General features: G+C 51.6%; 11 protein-coding genes. All 11 read right to left on the bottom strand.

Annotation, left to right across the window (positions count from 1 at the left end):
• Nucleotides 1-8: 8 nt before the first annotated feature.
• The 11 genes from MKY86_RS06410 to MKY86_RS06360 all read right to left on the bottom strand — a co-directional run bounded on the left by MKY86_RS06410 (nucleotide 9) and on the right by MKY86_RS06360 (nucleotide 16,074).
• Nucleotides 9-1,952 carry a B12-binding domain-containing radical SAM protein gene (locus MKY86_RS06410; RefSeq protein ID WP_076079736.1) on the bottom strand — a complete coding sequence of 648 codons (1,944 nt, stop codon included), beginning with the start codon at nucleotides 1,950-1,952 and terminating at the stop codon, nucleotides 9-11.
• 27 nt (nucleotides 1,953-1,979) lie between these two features.
• The gene (locus tag MKY86_RS06405; protein ID WP_076079737.1) at nucleotides 1,980-3,350 is read right to left on the bottom strand and encodes a radical SAM/SPASM domain-containing protein; all 1,371 of its coding nucleotides are present in this window, start codon (nucleotides 3,348-3,350) and stop codon (nucleotides 1,980-1,982) included.
• A 77-nt stretch (nucleotides 3,351-3,427) separates the two neighbouring features.
• The gene (locus tag MKY86_RS06400; RefSeq protein ID WP_339223142.1) at nucleotides 3,428-3,562 is read right to left on the bottom strand and encodes a hypothetical protein; all 135 of its coding nucleotides are present in this window, start codon (nucleotides 3,560-3,562) and stop codon (nucleotides 3,428-3,430) included.
• Between the two features lie 69 nt (nucleotides 3,563-3,631).
• The gene (locus MKY86_RS06395; RefSeq protein ID WP_076079738.1) at nucleotides 3,632-5,014 is read right to left on the bottom strand and encodes a radical SAM/SPASM domain-containing protein; all 1,383 of its coding nucleotides are present in this window, start codon (nucleotides 5,012-5,014) and stop codon (nucleotides 3,632-3,634) included.
• A gap of 405 nt (nucleotides 5,015-5,419) precedes the next feature.
• Entirely contained in the window at nucleotides 5,420-6,871 is a 1,452-nt protein-coding gene (locus MKY86_RS06390) for an IS1182 family transposase (RefSeq protein ID WP_036726139.1), read from the bottom strand.
• A gap of 205 nt (nucleotides 6,872-7,076) precedes the next feature.
• A complete protein-coding gene (locus tag MKY86_RS06385) occupies nucleotides 7,077-8,855 on the bottom strand; it encodes a hypothetical protein (protein WP_076076399.1) in 1,779 nt (592 codons plus the stop codon).
• A 69-nt stretch (nucleotides 8,856-8,924) separates the two neighbouring features.
• Nucleotides 8,925-9,827, bottom strand: a complete 903-nt coding sequence (locus MKY86_RS06380; protein WP_076076924.1) for a sugar phosphate isomerase/epimerase family protein — start codon at nucleotides 9,825-9,827, stop codon at nucleotides 8,925-8,927.
• A 79-nt stretch (nucleotides 9,828-9,906) separates the two neighbouring features.
• A complete protein-coding gene (locus MKY86_RS06375; RefSeq protein WP_076076402.1) occupies nucleotides 9,907-10,779 on the bottom strand; it encodes a carbohydrate ABC transporter permease in 873 nt (290 codons plus the stop codon).
• Nucleotides 10,780-10,804: 25 nt separating this feature from the next.
• Complete coding sequence (locus tag MKY86_RS06370; protein ID WP_235191891.1) at nucleotides 10,805-11,644, bottom strand: ABC transporter permease; 840 nt, start codon at nucleotides 11,642-11,644, stop codon at nucleotides 10,805-10,807.
• A 137-nt stretch (nucleotides 11,645-11,781) separates the two neighbouring features.
• The gene (locus tag MKY86_RS06365; RefSeq protein ID WP_076076405.1) at nucleotides 11,782-13,395 is read right to left on the bottom strand and encodes an extracellular solute-binding protein; all 1,614 of its coding nucleotides are present in this window, start codon (nucleotides 13,393-13,395) and stop codon (nucleotides 11,782-11,784) included.
• Nucleotides 13,396-13,806: 411 nt separating this feature from the next.
• Nucleotides 13,807-16,074: a helix-turn-helix domain-containing protein gene (locus MKY86_RS06360; protein ID WP_076076407.1), complete on the bottom strand. Its 2,268-nt coding sequence runs from the start codon at nucleotides 16,072-16,074 to the stop codon at nucleotides 13,807-13,809.

The following is a 16,074-nucleotide window of genomic DNA, read 5'->3' as shown; positions in this document are numbered from 1 at the left end:
TTGTCACCCTAGGAAGTCAGCAATTCATGCGTATGGAAATGGTCGTACACCCGGCTGATCCAATCCTGCCGGTCCTGTTCGCTGGCAGCAAAAGGATTCTCTAACGCCAGGCTGTGTACAACCGTCCGGAAGTCGCTCCCGTCCTCCATCTGTTGAATAATAGCAATGCTTAAAGGGTCCATGCTCATCACCCGGACGTAGCGCCTGCGGCCTTCAACGCTCTCCAGCACCAGCAGAATCCATTCTCCATCCCCCTCCGCAAGCTCAAGCTCTGCAGGAAGGGGACTGTGCAGCTTCAGCGCAGGGATGGAATAGTGCGGCTGCATCACTTTGACAGGCTTCATAGCTGTGTCCTGCGATGCTGTATCCTGCTGCATCAGTTCCATCACCGCACGCTCATAAGACAGGAAATCCTTAAGGACCCGCCCGGTATCCGGCACAAGACCCTGCACCAGCTCATCAAGAATGAGGGCCAGCTCCGCTTCCGGCGGCATTGCCTCATGCATATCCAGCCTGGCAGAGACATATTCGATTGTACGGGTGTATGGAACAGCCGCCAGATGATTGAGATAATACAAGGTGCGGAAGAACGAACGGGCCAGCGGGTAGTAGAGCTTTCTGATCCTGTGCAGAGTGTGTGTATCCACAGACTGCAAGGAGTAATAGTTGCTGAAAATTTGCGGGTAACTGGCAATCCAGTTCTTTTCAATGCCGGATAGCTGGAAATCACTGTTCATATCGTTCGTGCTCCAGAACTGCTCGTCCAGCACCAGGCTGCCCTGCGCTGCGTCAAACAATTGGGTTCCGGGAAAAAGGGACAGTTGATGCAGCTGGACATCCGCTATTCCTATGGAGAGCAGCCGGACAATCATATCCAGCGTCTGATTAAGGTCTTCGGTTGTCTCTTCGGGAAATCCGGTAATAAATGAAGCCGTACATGACAGACCCAGCCGATGAAGCTCGCGGAGCAGCTCATAAGCCTGGTTCAGATCGAGCTTTTTGCCAATGACCTGCTGGATGGGCTGGCTGCCGCTCTCAATCCCGAAGAAGACGCCATTACATCCAGACTGCATCATCACCTCAAACAGTTCTTTATTGACGTGGTCTGTCCGGGAGGAACAGCTCCAGGTGAAGGGCTCGCTGCAATCCAGCAGCTCCCGGCAGAACTGTCTGACAAACTTCTGATTAACCGTGAAATTATCATGCGTTAAGCTGAAATGGGTGATTCCCCAACGATCCCTGACGTATCTCATCTCGGCGATGATCCGTGCAGGACTTTTAGTTCTGTATTTTCGTGAAAAGAAGGTGGAGGTACTGCAAAAGCTGCAGTTAAAGGGACAGCCGCGCCCCGCCTCAACCGGAAAGAAACGGTTCTCCGGAGTGGTAAAATAGGCTTCAATATCCTCTATTAGATGAAAGGCGGGGAAAGGCGTATCATCGAGATTCCTTAGAATCGGCCGCGGCGGATTGGTGCGGATGGTCCCCTCTTCACGGAAGCAGATTCCTTCTACCTCTGAGAGCGGATGGCCCGACTCCAGGGCCGCAATCAGCTCCGGCAGCGTCAGCTCGCCTTCTCCGGCAACGATATAGTCTATCGCCGGGAAATGGGTTAAGGTTTCAGCCGCTACGAAGCTCGCATGGGGGCCGCCAAGAATAATGATTCTGTCCGGGTCCAGCCGTTTGCATTCCTCCGCAATTCTCAGCGCGATCGAATAGTTGCCGCACATCGCCGTGAATCCGAGCACTCTGGATGGCTTGCCGATGATTAACCGGGCAATACCGGCAAGGGCTGCTGCATCGAAATGGCTGATGCCTGAATAGAGTAATGCCAGATCGGTGAGACACACCCCGTACCCCGCTTCAAGAAGTGCAGCGCCGAGCACAAGCAGGTTAAGCGGGGGATCAACGGTATCCACAGCTGCATTATAGGGCGGACATATCAATTGGATCATTTCCCAACACCTCACGTAAGAGAAGATTTAACTTAAGGCGGTGAATGAATCATTCAACAGCTCCAGATGGCTGTCAAGGTCACGCTTCACATTTCCGCAGTAGGCGCCTAAGATCGAACCGGTGGTGCGGCCGGCTTGAACCGGACAATTCCCGGAGCATAGAAAAGCGATATTGCATCCTTTACACTCCGGCTGATTCAAGACATGACGTTCCTTCCAGAGCGCCAGCTTCTGTTCATCCAGCTCAAGCTGCGGATAATACGTTCCGAGACTCCATTTTTGATCCCCTATAATACTGGTGCAAGGGTAGACCTGGTGGTCCGGCGAGAAGGTGAATGTTTTTCCTCCGGCCGCCTCGCAAAAGTAACAGTTAGGGAAATAGCTATCTTTCGCGAGACCTGTTCCCAACACGTTCTCAAATGGCAAGGAGAGTCTGGTTAGATCACTGTTTAACGCGGCATTCAGCCTTTGTAGTTTATCGTTTGGCACATGCGCTTTGATAAATTCCGTGAGCTGATAGCTGGGCAGCAGGCCCGGGGCGGAATTCCCTGCATAATTCTCAACGGGAGACAGTGAAACCGAGAAGTTAGGGTAAACATTCCATTGCCTTTCCTGGAAGAAATCCAGGAGTTCATTCAGATGCTCTATATTCTCACCATCCAGATTGACACGAATAGCGATGTCGAAATCATGCTCCAGGAAGGAGTCAATCTGAGCGGTTATTTTCATAAAGGTTCCCTCATTGGCCCGGGTGATCCGCCGCCGGTCATGAACCGCCTGGGGGCCGTCTATGGTTAACTGGATTCTGAGCATGTCCTTGTAAGGCTCTAGCAATTCCTGATAATGTGACAGGAACACCCCATTTGATATGACCGTTCCTGTGATTCCCCTTGCTTGGGCCTGCTCAAGAATAAGCCCGACGATGGTGCGGTTCAGGGGCAGGAGCGGTTCTCCGCCAAAAATAACAAAATGATGCCGGGTGGACTGCTGCTGCTGCATGATTTGATCCATGGCCAGGAAGGCAGCCTGCACCTGATCTTCAGTCATCCGTTCATGGCTGGAGCGGATCTCTTGAGGCTCAAAGCAGTAGACACATTTCAAATTACAGGTCATGGAAGGGCAGAACACAAAGGAAATGTCACTTGAGCCATGCTGATCCTGGTATTCTTGGTACCGGCGGATCAGAGCTTGCTCCTCTTCACGCTCCCTGTACAGATAACCTCTGCCGGCCAGAAACTGTTCTTCTTCAGCGGTGAGAGTATAGGCAGCAGGCTGTTGATTCTGGAGGAACCGGCTGATATGCTCTTCCACAATATCCATTGCGCCTGACAGGGAATTGAAGATAAGATGACGGCCGTTTCTTAAGCGATACGTAAGAATATATTCTGAAATATACAATGTCTATCCCCCCTGGTATGAACAGCGGGAAGGCATAAGGATGCGCTTCCCGCTATTTCCCAAATATAAGGATGCTGTTAGATGGCTTTTTTGGCAGGATTGTTGATTTGAATGGATGCTTTCTGGCAACATGCCATTGGAACCGTAATTTCTTCAAGGTCTTTGGCTGAGAGATTCGTCCAGAGATCCTTGTTCTTCGTCAGTGATTTCATGTACATTACCTCCTCTCCTCTAAGAATATTTATGGCAAGGTGAATACCTTGACATCAGGGTAATGGAGCTCACTGGCAATAGCTTTCGAGCAGACGGTCCCGGTGAAGATCGAGATAGGTCTTCAGATATTGCCTTGTATCGCTGCAGTTCGATTCGAAATCCCTTAATTCCCCGTCTCTGCTTCCTTTCAGTACGCAGCCGCCCCCACAGAGAGGTGCAAGATTACAGTGACTGCATTTGTCATTCACCACGATATCCCGGTGCCATCTCTGCCACTTCTCTTCATCCAAATGCAGCCCTTGAAGGTAGCTTCCAATCGAATAATCCGGGAATCCGACGGTTTCAACACAAGGATACAGCCGCCCGTCTGCACCAAATACGAGATTATGACGCTTTGAAGCACTGCAGCCGGACAGATCGAAGTAATAGTGGTCATCGTCAGTGTCAAACATAGCTTTGCGGAGTATCCGCAGCTTCTTCTCCATGAAATACCCCAGGCTGACCTTATACCTGCGCCGGTTGGCTTCCCAATCCGGGAAGAGTACATGAAGCTGCTTCAGAAGATCAGATTCAGGCTGGAAGCCGGCAACCTTTCCCGTATTGAAATTATCATTGATCGGGGCAATCTGGCAGGAGAAATCCGGTGAGCTTGTCCACTGAAGCCGCTCGAACCCGGCGAACATCTCCGGCAAATGCCGGACATTCTCCCGGCCTGTGTTGATTCGGACGGTTACGGGTATATGATGCTCCAGGAGAAAAGTAATGTTCGAGCAGATAAGATCATAGCTGCCGCTGTTGTTCCTGTATTTACGCAGCTGGTCGTGGATCTCCTTCGGGCCGTCCAGTGTGATTTGCATATGGCGGAAATGCGCCGAGTGCTTCTGCAGAAAAGGGAAATACGCACCGAGCTCGGTACCGTTCGTAATGGAGAGAATAGGCCAACTCCGCTCAATAGCCTGCTGTAAAATATACTCCACCTGAGATTGATTACGGGCCAGGAAGGGCTCGCCCCCGAAAAGCTCGAACTGGACGGCCGCCTCAGGCTTCAGATGCACCATCTGATCCATCGCCTGAAATATCTCATTAATCTGTGCAAGGTCAAGCGTCGGCGAGTCCTGGTGAATGTCCGATTGGAAGCAATAAGGGCAGGCGAGGTTGCATTTGTAGGTGGGGCAGATTGTGAATTGTAAGGCCGGATGAGAGCGGTAGTAGGTTTCAAGTGATTCGCGGACATATTGTTCTTCGTTCATATCCGTGAGATACCCTCTGCTCTTAAGCAGGGTACGCGTTTCCGGATCCAGATCGTTTAATGCAGATGTATCAGAGCTTCTATTAAAAAGAACACGGGCTACCTTAGGCTCAACCAAGTCTACAGCGCCGGTTAATGTATTCATGATCAGCAGAACATCATCGCTTAATCTGTGTTTGTAGTTATACTTAGACAATCTCATACGCCCTCATCCTCCTCAGGACTGATAGAGTTGCATTTACTAACTTGTAAATAATGTAAAACTTTTCCTGATGGACAACTATGATAAAAGTCATAAAATAGGAAAAAATCTATTAAATGATAAAAAAACAGGGAAATAGAAATCCCCAATTACTCTTGCAATAAGTAGATAGAAGCGGTTAACCACTCCAGTCCGCACCTGCCGCCGACTTTCTCCGAAATCAGGTGCACAAATGCACCTCATTGTGCCAACCCTTTCCTCACGCCAAAGACACCAGCCTCCGAAGAGAGGCCACTGAAAAACTAGCCTTTCTTAGAAAAAGTAAAAAAACGTATTTAAAAGACGACGTTATTCGGTTTCTCCGAATGGACGTCGTCTTTTTCTTACCTATTTCTTCAACTTTGGTTACTCCATGAGTTTCAATATTCGTTTTAAATTAACAGTGAATATCGCCATGGCTCCTTGAATCTCCATGCCAACTAAACCCGTGGAAGATGCAACATCGTACCCGTGTCTGTGTTTGAGTTCGCTATTCTTGGCTTCTATTTTGTAGCGCTCTTTCGCTTTGACCTTAAAGGGTTCACTTTCCTGAAACACAGCTTGCTTGGCATGTTCGTTGCTCTTTATACTTACCGAGTAGGTCTTACTCCGAGCGCCTTCTGTGTAGCACCCTTCCTTTAAAGGACATCGCTTACACTTTTCAATATCATAAAAATAGGTATCCTTTTGGTTTTTGCCCTGTCCCTTTTTGCCTTGCCGTGCTCTTCGAATGGCCAGATGCCCGGCTCTGCAGACATACATACCCGCATCTTTATTAAAATCGAATTCGTCTTCTTTTCTTCGGTTTCCTTGCGTAATCTGTGGATGTAATTTGGCCACAAGTTCAATGCCCTGCTCCGTACTGTAAGCAATATTGTCTTTTTCTGAATAGGCCTTGTCTCCAATGACTGTCTCTACGCTCATGCCCGCAGCTTTGCTCTTTTCAATAAGAGTTTGCAATTCCTTCCCGTCGTTTCGTTCTCCCGTGGTAATGGTCGCTGCCGTAATGATTCGCTCTTCACTCATCGCGATATGGGTCTTGTACCCGAAAAATGAGGAATCTGCGCTTTTGTGGCCTACTTTGGCATCTGGATCAGTAGAAGTCTGCAACTGTTCAACATCGTCAGCGACGGTTTCTTTCAATAGATTGAAGGGTTCTTTGACCTTGGGGAGTCCGGTAAAACGTCCGTCCTTTTCAATGACCTCAATGAGATCTTGGCAGTACCCGATTTCATCTTCCAGTACATTCGTAACGGGCTTCACTGGAAAGGAACTTTTCATAGATTCATCTAAGGCATAGATTGCTTTTCGTACCTTTTTGGAACGTTCTCGCAGCAACTCTTGCGGACTTTTTTGGGTATAGCGGGCTTTGGTGTGGGTAGCATCGACAATAATGGATTTGCTGCGAATGATTCCTTGCTGAATGGCAATCTCCACCGTTTTACCAATGAGTATATCGAGCAACTTCATATCTTTCAGCCGCAACTTACGAAATTTGCTCAGTAAACTAGAATCAATAACCTCTTCCTCTGGCGCCATATGTAGAAAAAACTTGAACGACAAATCGGTTTTGGTGCGTTCCACAAGATCGCCGTCAGACAAGTCATAAATGGATTTAAGCAGTAGATATTTAAACATTCGGACCGGGTCTACCGCGGTTCGTCCATTATCTTGGCAATACCTTTCGTTTAGTTCCTCATAAACAAAGCTGAAGTCCACCAACTCGTCCATGCGCCGCAACAAGTTATCTTTTGGAATGAGTATATTGTAAAGTTCGATATACGGGCTCAAGATAAAACTTTGCTGCTTAGGAAGCATGAAGACCACCAGCCTTTGATTTAATTCTTTAATTGTATCGAAAAAAAGAGACATTCTTTGTGTCGAATGTCTCTTTCAGTTCTTTATGGACTTTTTCAGTGGCCTCTCCGAAGATGCTGGTGTCTTGCGAGCACATAAGTGTTTTTATCAGATCTGGTATCCAAGTGAACATTCCATCGCCCACACGCTACTACTTCTGCCTTCTCTACTGAGCAGGAGAGAGAGTTAGCGTAAATGTCTTGTCAAACGGGGTTACCAAGTTGACCTGCACGGTTTTGAAGCTCTTTGGCGGGCCGGGTTCCGGGGCTGTTCTGCCGAGATGAGCCATCTCTCCACCCGTCAGGTCGATCCAGTCTCCGCCAGAAGTATAACGAATCTGCCCGCCGCTCCACAGGAAGTGATCCTCGTCCACGGACTGCAGTTCTCCCAGGGTGAAGTTGTTCTGATCCGCTGGCTCCAGCTCACCTGAAGCGAAGTTCCCCTCCCAGCCGAATTTGAAGGACAACTGAGCCAGGACCTGGGCAGGCTCCGCGCAGTGCAGCCGGATCGTCCAGCCCGTCTCCGTACGGTGTACCTCTGTCTCCACAGACAGCGTCTGTTCATGGGTCAGCGGACGGCTCTGATGCGGCAAAAGATACCACGGACTGACAGCCGTACCCGCTTCCGGCGGGAGAAGCGCACCCTCTACCGGGCCGTAGTAGCCCTTCTTCTGCACGCCCTTCAGAGAATAGCCCTCCGGCAGCCGGGTCATCTCCTGCATCGGTACGAATCCGGGATAGAAGCTGGTATTCAGCTGCACGGCCAGCAGCCTTACAGCACCGTGACGCATCGCGAAGAACGAAGGCGTCTCCGTGATCAGCGTCACGCTGGTCGCCCCGTCTCTGAGCCGGGCCACAGGCGCCCCGAAGTCGGTATGCAGCCGGCTGTGGTAGATCCGTCCCTGGTGACCCGCCGACTCCATTCTTTGCAGATAGCGCTCCCGCAGGAAATCACCGTTCAGGATTTGCTCATACTGCACAGGCAGCTCTGCTGTAACCTCCGGCGGCTGCTGCAGCTCCGGCTCCAGCAGCATACGTACGAGGGCGTTCACCGAGCAGACGCCCGGATTGGACAAGGAGCGTCCAGCCCATTCTGCCATACCCGCCAGCACGGCGTCCTTGTCCGAACGGGCAAGGATCGCATACGGCAGATAATAAGGAGACAGATCATGGAGCACCCCCAGATCCTGCCGCCCGGAATAATCGGTCACGACTTCGCCGGACGGGTGAACAAGGTAGACCATCATGTGCAGGTTACGGCGCACCGGTTCCAGCAGCTCCGGCTTATCCAGCAGCCGGGCGGCATGAATCAGCATAATATCACTTACAGCGCTGTAGATGCCGTTGCTCCGCTCGGTCCATTCCCCGTCCGGTGTAATATCCATTCCTTCCGCCAGCCATTCATCCGCCCGCTGCCGGGCCTCTTCTCTGCCGAACAGCTCATAGAGAAACCCAAGCGCCGCGCACATCACCCAGCGGTGATTCGGCGTATGGACCCCGCCCGTAAGCATAACGGGGAGGGACTGCTCCAGGAACAGGAGCATGTTGTCCAGCACCGGCTGAAGCGGCGGCCACTCCTGCTTCGCCAGCAGCTGATATAACTGCGCGTAGCCGACCACAACGAAGGCCGTATCCGGCGGCGAATGATAATTCGTCCAGCCCGGGGAGATAGAGCCGTCCTGATGCTGGAAGCGCAGCACGAACTCCGTCGCCAGCTTCAGCCGCTCCAGCAGCTCCTCATCCCGGTAATACTTCGAATCCGGGTTCACCAGCGCCGCACCCCAGTAACACATATCCGTCGGGGTACCCGTGGTGTGATTCACCCAGGCAATCCCTGTATGGGGATCAAGGGTCCCTCCATAATACAGGTTGCTCTGATCCAGCACCTGCCGGGGAATTCCCTGCTCTACTGCTCTGTCATTACTCTCTACCAATTGCTTATACATTAGGTTCCTCCTTGCGGGAAGCTCTCTGGCTAATTTCTCTGATTCCTCTGATGCCCATCCGCCTGCTGCCTATCCCCTGCGCGCCAGCTTGGCTGTAAGCAGACGATGGCTCTCATGTATCTCTTCCGGGCGGCAGGCCGCCTTCAGTTCATACACCTTGACCTGCGCCCGTTCAATCATCGGCAGATAAGCATCGTAGAAATCCGGATCTCCGCTGTTCACATAAGGGCACCAGTGGTCGGCAAGGCCGATCGTCTCATGAATATGGACACCGACGATATCATCCATCAGCCCTTCCATTTCCCCGATACTGTCATACAGGCCCAGACGGTCCATCAGAATAGCGTGACCCGTATCGTACCAGATGCCGACAGGCGCTCCCTTTAAGGCATGGATGATCGTCTTCGCTTCCGCCAGTGTCGGAATCTGCTGCGGCTTGGAGCGGGTCTCGATGCCGAAGCGGATATTCAGCCCCTTGGACACCGCGCGGTTACACACCTCGTCCAGACTCTCGATAATGGTCTGCACATAGCCTGTACTATACGCTTCACGCCGCTCCATCAGCTCCGCCCATTTACTGCGGTAAGCTGCCGAATCCCTGCCCTGCCCCTCGTAGATCTGCTCCAGCTCCCCGGAGATATCATACGGGAACGGTACCTCGCCCGGATGCACTACCACGGCTTCGCCGCCGTAACGCTGAGCGTACTCTGCCGAGCGGACCAGCAGGTCTATCGCCCGCTTCCGTTTCTCCTTGTCCTCGAAGCCCAGCAGGACCGAATCCGTGCCGTAGTCAGGGTCCGGGACATGGGGGAACGTATTATGAACGCTCGATATACCGATCTCCCCGCGTTCAATCATCGGCTCGATGGTAACCAGCATTTCCTCCGTCACATTATAATTCAGCTCCACCCTGCGGAACCCCAGCTCCCGGATCTCATTAAGTAATCCATCACCTGTAGAATGACGTCTCATATTCCAGCAGGTGGAGAAGGAGAATTCTCCCTTATCCTCCACGACCGTCTCTCCTCTCGCAACGCCTAAGTAATATCAATCAGCCCTTCACAGCTCCCAGCATAACACCACTGACGAAATATTTCTGCAGCCAAGGATAGACGACCAGAATCGGTACCGTGGCGAAGACGACAGTAGCGGCCTTGAGACTCTCCGGCGGCAGCTTGGTGCGGGCCGCCCCCTCCAGGTTCGTCAGCTCAGTGATCATATTGTTCTGAACCATCTGGAAAAGCTTCAGCTGAAGCGGATACAGATCGGGATTATTGATATACATCAGGGAATCCTGGAATCCGTTCCAGCGTCCCACCGCATAAAAGAGCGCGAGTGTAGCCATAACCGGCATGGATAATGGCAGAACAATTTTCATGAGGGTGCGGAAATGCGAGCTGCCGTCAATCTCGGCCGATTCTTCCAGACTCGGCGGAATGCTGCGGAAGAAGGAGATCAGGATAATCAGGTTGAACGGGCTGACCAGACCGGGCAGAATCAGCGACCACACGGAATCGATCATATGCAGATCACGGATCAGCAGGTATTCAGGAATAATACCACCGCTGAAGAACATGGTGATGATGATCAGGTACATGAACATCGTACGGCCCTTCAGCTTGCTTTTGGTCAGCGGGTAAGCAGCTGCAACGGTGAAAAGCATACATAATACCGTAGTCGCAATCGTCAAAATAATGGTGAAGATCAGCGAGCGGATCATCGCATTGTCGGTGAAGACCTGCACATACGCCTTCCAGTTCAGCTCAATCGGGAAAATCGTAACTTCCCCGGAAGTAATGGCCCGCGTGGAGCTGAGGGACACCGCAATAACGTGTATAAACGGAGCCAGGCAGAACAGCACGAACAGCGCAATAAAGGTAACGTTAACGATATCGAATATCCGGTTAGAGGTACGTTCACTCATCGTACTCCGCCTCCTTTCTGTATAATCATAGAATGCCGTCGCCGGTCACTTTTTTCGATATATAATTGGAACCAAGGATGAACACCAGTCCAACCACCGCCTGGAACAATCCAACTACAGTTGCCAGCGTATACTGGCCCGATTCCAGACCAATCCGGTAGACGAAGGTACTAAGCACATCAGAGTATTCGCGCACTGCCGTATTCCCGATGATGTAAGGACGATCGAAGCCGATGCTGACCATTTTCCCCAGGTTGAGAATGAGCAGGGTAATAATGGTTGGTTTGATACTGGGCAACGTAATGTAGAAGATCTTCTTCATCCGGGTAGCCCCATCCACTTCAGCAGCCTCGAACAGCTCGCGGTTGACACCGGTAAGCGCCGCCAGATACAGGATGGTCCCCCAGCCGGCACTTTGCCAGACACCCGTGAACAGGTAGGTAATCAGCCATGGATTTTTTTCGGTCAAAAAAGGAATAGGATTCAGCCCCATGCTCTCCAGTACACCGTTCACCATACCGGATTGGTTGCCGAACAATTGATAGACGATACCCCCGATAATCACCCAGGAAATGAAATGGGGAATGTAGAGGAGGGTCTGTGATATTTTTTTGAACCATACCGACTTCACTTCATACAGCATAATAGCCAGAATAATCGGGGCCGGGAAAGACACTATCAAATCGAGAAAATTCAGCATAAACGTATTGCGCAGACTGCTGTAAAACTCCTTCATGCCAAACACTTCGCGGAACGCATCGAAGCCGATCCACTCACTGCCGTTGATGCCTTGGAACAGGTTGAAATCCTTAAAGGCAATCTGCACCCCGTACATCGGGCCGTAGCGGAAAATCAGGAAATACATAATGGGCAGTGAAAGCAGCGCGTATAGTTGCCAATACCTTCTGATGTAAGACGCTTTGCTCAAGTTCCTCTCCTCCTATGGAGAAAAAACCGGGCAGAGCAGCATGCCAGCTCCCCCCGGTTTTCACTTTTTTTAGTTTATTTGGCTGAAATCTCTGTAAGCGCCTGCTCCAGCTCCGCTTTCAGCTTGTCTCCGCCCAGAGACATGTAGTCCTTCATTTCCTGTTCGAAAATAGTATCGAATTGATCCGGCTTCGCCATCGCAGTCTTCACGATAATCACGTTAAGCTTGTCGCTGAGCGTAGTGCCGTATTTCGATTCCGATTCAATCGGCTTGCCGAAGACGATAGGACCCACAGTATCTGTGTTGGCAATGTCAATGGACTGCTTCAGCACCTCCTGATTGTTGGCAGGGAAGCCCAGAACCCAGGCTTTCTCATTGGTAGCCTGATCGCCGAGGTTCTTACCGTTGGAGATAATCGCGGTGTCCCCGGAAGTGAACAGACGGTCTTGGAATTCCTGGGAAACATCAGCCTTAACGACCGGGATGCCGTCCACCATATCATAGTTCTCGCCTTCAACACCGTTGTAAATGTCAATCAGGTTGTTGCCAGTCGCCATCCAATCGAGATATTTCACCGCTTCCACCGCACGCTTGCTGCTCTTAGGGATCATGATGTACATGCCGTTCGAGGCATAGCGGGATTTGATATATTTATTGTCCACCTTGGCATTGGTGAGGATATCCGCCGGCAGCACCTTGCTGCCCGGCACATTCTTGTAGAGATTATCAAGAGTGCCATCGGCATAAAACATACTATCCACATCCTCCGACCAGAAGCCGACGTTGCCGTTCTGAATATCCTTGGATACCTGGGCTTTGTCTTCATCCAGACTGAAGTCCTTGCTGACCAGCCCTTCATTGTAGAGCTTGTTGAGGAACTGTGCCGCATCCTTGAAGCCCTCATGCAGCGGCAGCTCGTAGCGCTGGCTGTAAGTAAGGTCGCCGCTGATCGGCTTGATGAAGGAGTAGATCAGGGTCTCCAGCTGAGCTGAGCCGAGGGACATGCCCATCGGAATGGTTTTGCTGCCAAGACCGCCCGGGTCCTTCTCTTTAAACGCTTTCAAAGTAGTGTATAGCTCATCGGTGTTCTTCGGTACCGGCAGCCCCAGCTTATCCAGCCAGTCCTGGCGGATGTATGAAGCGTAGCGGCCTGTAATCGCCCGTTTACCAGGGATAGCGAACTGTTTGCCGTCGAGCTGGCCGAAGGCCATCGTCTCGTCACCAATGAATTTTTTCAGCGTCTGGCCGTGCTCCTCTAATAAGGAACCTACGTCGGTCAACCCGCCCTGCTGGGCGTAACGGTAGAAGACACTGGAATCATAAGTGAAGACAATATCCGGCACATCCGTATTACTGGCCATCAATACGTTCAACTTGGTCACTTCTTCAGAACGCTGCACCGGGACAAATTCTACATTGATATTATTAGGATCACCGAAATTTTTCTGAATCATCTGGGACACGAAGTTGTTGGTAATGGTGTATTGCTTCGGCGTTTTACCGCGGTCGAAGATCTCCACCTTCAAGGTTACGCGTTCCGTGCTCTTCCCGGGTGCGTCTGTACCTCCGGCTGCCGAATTCGATTTACCGTCTGAGGAACAGCCTGCAAGCAGAGTAGCTCCCATTACTGCGGTCAAGCCGATGCCGATTGCCTTCTTCAGAACTCTTTGGTTTACGTTCACTGTCATTGTTCCATCTCCCTCGCCTTAGCAGGCTATAATGGTGACTTCATGATACCCCCGAGCTTGATGATGCCCGTATGTCTTATTCGTTCATCCCGTTCATGTAGGCCGGCCTCAGTGTTTCAAGGCTGCTTGCTGCTGCGGGATGACCACAGTATTCCATAACTTTCGGAGGTCTGACAATAAACCTGTTTCGGATGCGATAAAGCGCCTGAATTCGGACATCCGGTTTATCAGACCAACGATTTTCGTACAATAAACCGCTTTCATATCAGCAAAAACACAGGCCGCATCGCTATTCGCCCCCCTTGTTCAGAGGTTGGCGTAAGAGAAATGCGGCCTGTACCTTACACGAATGCGGCAGATGAATCCCATGCTTCACCATCAAACGGAATTCCTTCATTTCCCCAGCTTACGCTAGTCCTGCGGCTCCAATCTGGAGGCTGCTTCGCGGCGTCTGGAGGAGCGGTAATCGCCCGGCGTGATGCCGGCAATCCGCTTGAAGACTCTTCCGAATGAAATGGCATTCGCATACCCTACTTGAAGTGCGATATCCTGGAGGGAACAATCCGTATCTATCAGCAGCTGCTCCGCTTCCTTCATCCGCAGCTCGGTGAGGAAATCCACGAACTTCATTTTGAATTCGGTCTTGAACAGATAGCTGGCATATTTGCCGGAGACCTGGAACCGGTCACTCAGATGCTTCAGCGAGAGATCGGGATTCGTGAAATTCTCTTCGATGTAATCCTTCATCTCATTGACCATGGCCCGGTAGCTCTTCGTCTCGCTGGCAGAGACATAGGTGCGGAATAGATCGGTGACATATTCGAATAGAATGGTTTTCACTTCATAGAGCGCCTCGGCTTCCTCCAATTGCTTCAGCCGGACCTCAGCATTCTCTGCTGACAGCTCGTCCTGCAGCTGTTCAGACATCACCGCCACTTCCCGGCTCAGCATCTGCAGCATAGCCTGGATCAGGGAACGGATATCCTCGTCCTTCAGGAAATCCTGTTCAAACGACTCGAAGATCCGTTCCAGCTGCTCCCGCCACTGGCCGCTCGACATGCGGAAATACTTCACGAATTCAGCAATCATCTGCAGATATTTATACGTCTCAAGCAGCGGCTGGCGCGCTTCGCCGCTGCCTGCCAAGACGATATCCTCATGAATCAGCAGCTTGTGCTGCATCACATATTCGGCGGCCGCATAAGACTCCCGGATCATCCCCGGCCCGGCGGCAGCGGAGCCGATACCGAAGCTGAGCGAGATCCGCAGATTCTGCTCGACCCAGGAGCGGCAATCCTCCGCGAAGACCCGGAGCTTGGCCTCCATCTCCTGATCGCTGCCAGTCGCCAGGAACAGAATCGCTGCGCGTTCGGTTCCCACCCATTCTGCCCATCCCTGCAGCTCCGCATTCCGTGCCAATTCCTGAAATACATTCATCAGGGCAAACTTCAGCGTATTCTGATCCCCCCGGGTATACCGGTCCTCGAATACCTGCTCATAGCGGTTGATCTCCCCAAGCACAACGATGAAGCGCGAGGAAGCATTCGCACCGGTAAGCGGAGACAGCTCCTCCAGCCGCCGGGTCACCTGCTCCAGCCGCTCGCTGTGCAGCAGATCGGTGAACAGCTTGCTGCGCTGCAGCAGCAGGTTCTCCCTGGTTTTGGTATCATAATCGGTCATGTGGTTAATCAGATTCTCCAGCACGCCGTCAATCAGCATCATCTCGTCCGGCCTGTCGGTAGACTGATCCATCGTGCGGATCTGATGGCCTTCAATCCGGTTCATAATCACCTGGATCGGCTTATAATTGCGCCGGGTTACATAGATCAGATACAATACCGCACAGACCACGGTCCCCACCGCAATCGCTACCCAGAGATAAGAGATCACAGAGACCCAGCTGAACAGATTCCCCGCCTTGATTCCACTTGCGAACGTCCAGCCGTTTCTCTCCAGCTTAAGTGTGTTCAGCACCTTGCCGTCAGCAGCACCTTCTGTATCGGAATGAGCCTGGTATACGGTGTTGCCATTGCCGTCCAGAATAGTCATGAACGAGAGCTGCTGGTTAACCATGCTGTCGATGAGCTGCTCCAGGGCACTCATTTTGATATTGATGACCAGTATTCCCCCGGAGCCGAAAGGAAGCGGCATTGCTTTATTGGTTGTCAGCACACGAATTTCTGTACGCTGGGACAGACCCGAATGATAATCCCTGACCGGTTGCCAGCCTTCCGGTACTGCCGGAGTCGAAGTCATGGCCCTGATCCAGTCCTCATCGGCGAATCCCTCCAGCTCCTTCAGCCCCGTATCGGTTAGAACGCTTCCACGCACCCGGTCATACAAATACACCGACTGGATATACGAGGATTCCTGTATCAGATTGCGCAGACTCTGGGCAACCGCATAGATCGTCGCCTGGTCCGGCTGGCTCTGCGTATTGAAATAACGTTTGTAGACCTCGCTCCGCTCTACCGCATCCAGCACCGACAGCTCGGCTTCCTTGATCGTCCGGTCCACACTATCCCTGAGATAGCTGGCGGAGATGCGGTCTGCCTTCTTCGTCTCCGTCCGGGAGATATCATTAATAAACACAAATGAGGCAAAGATCAGAATCGTCACCGTCAGCAAAAATATAGGGAAATAAGACAGCAGCAACCGGCGATACCAGGAACGGGACAT

The sequence above is a fragment of the Paenibacillus sp. FSL R7-0333 genome, from assembly GCF_038000365.1.
Classification (GTDB): domain Bacteria; phylum Bacillota; class Bacilli; order Paenibacillales; family Paenibacillaceae; genus Paenibacillus_AQ; species Paenibacillus_AQ silagei.
This window is presented reverse-complemented; position numbering and strand designations above follow the sequence as displayed.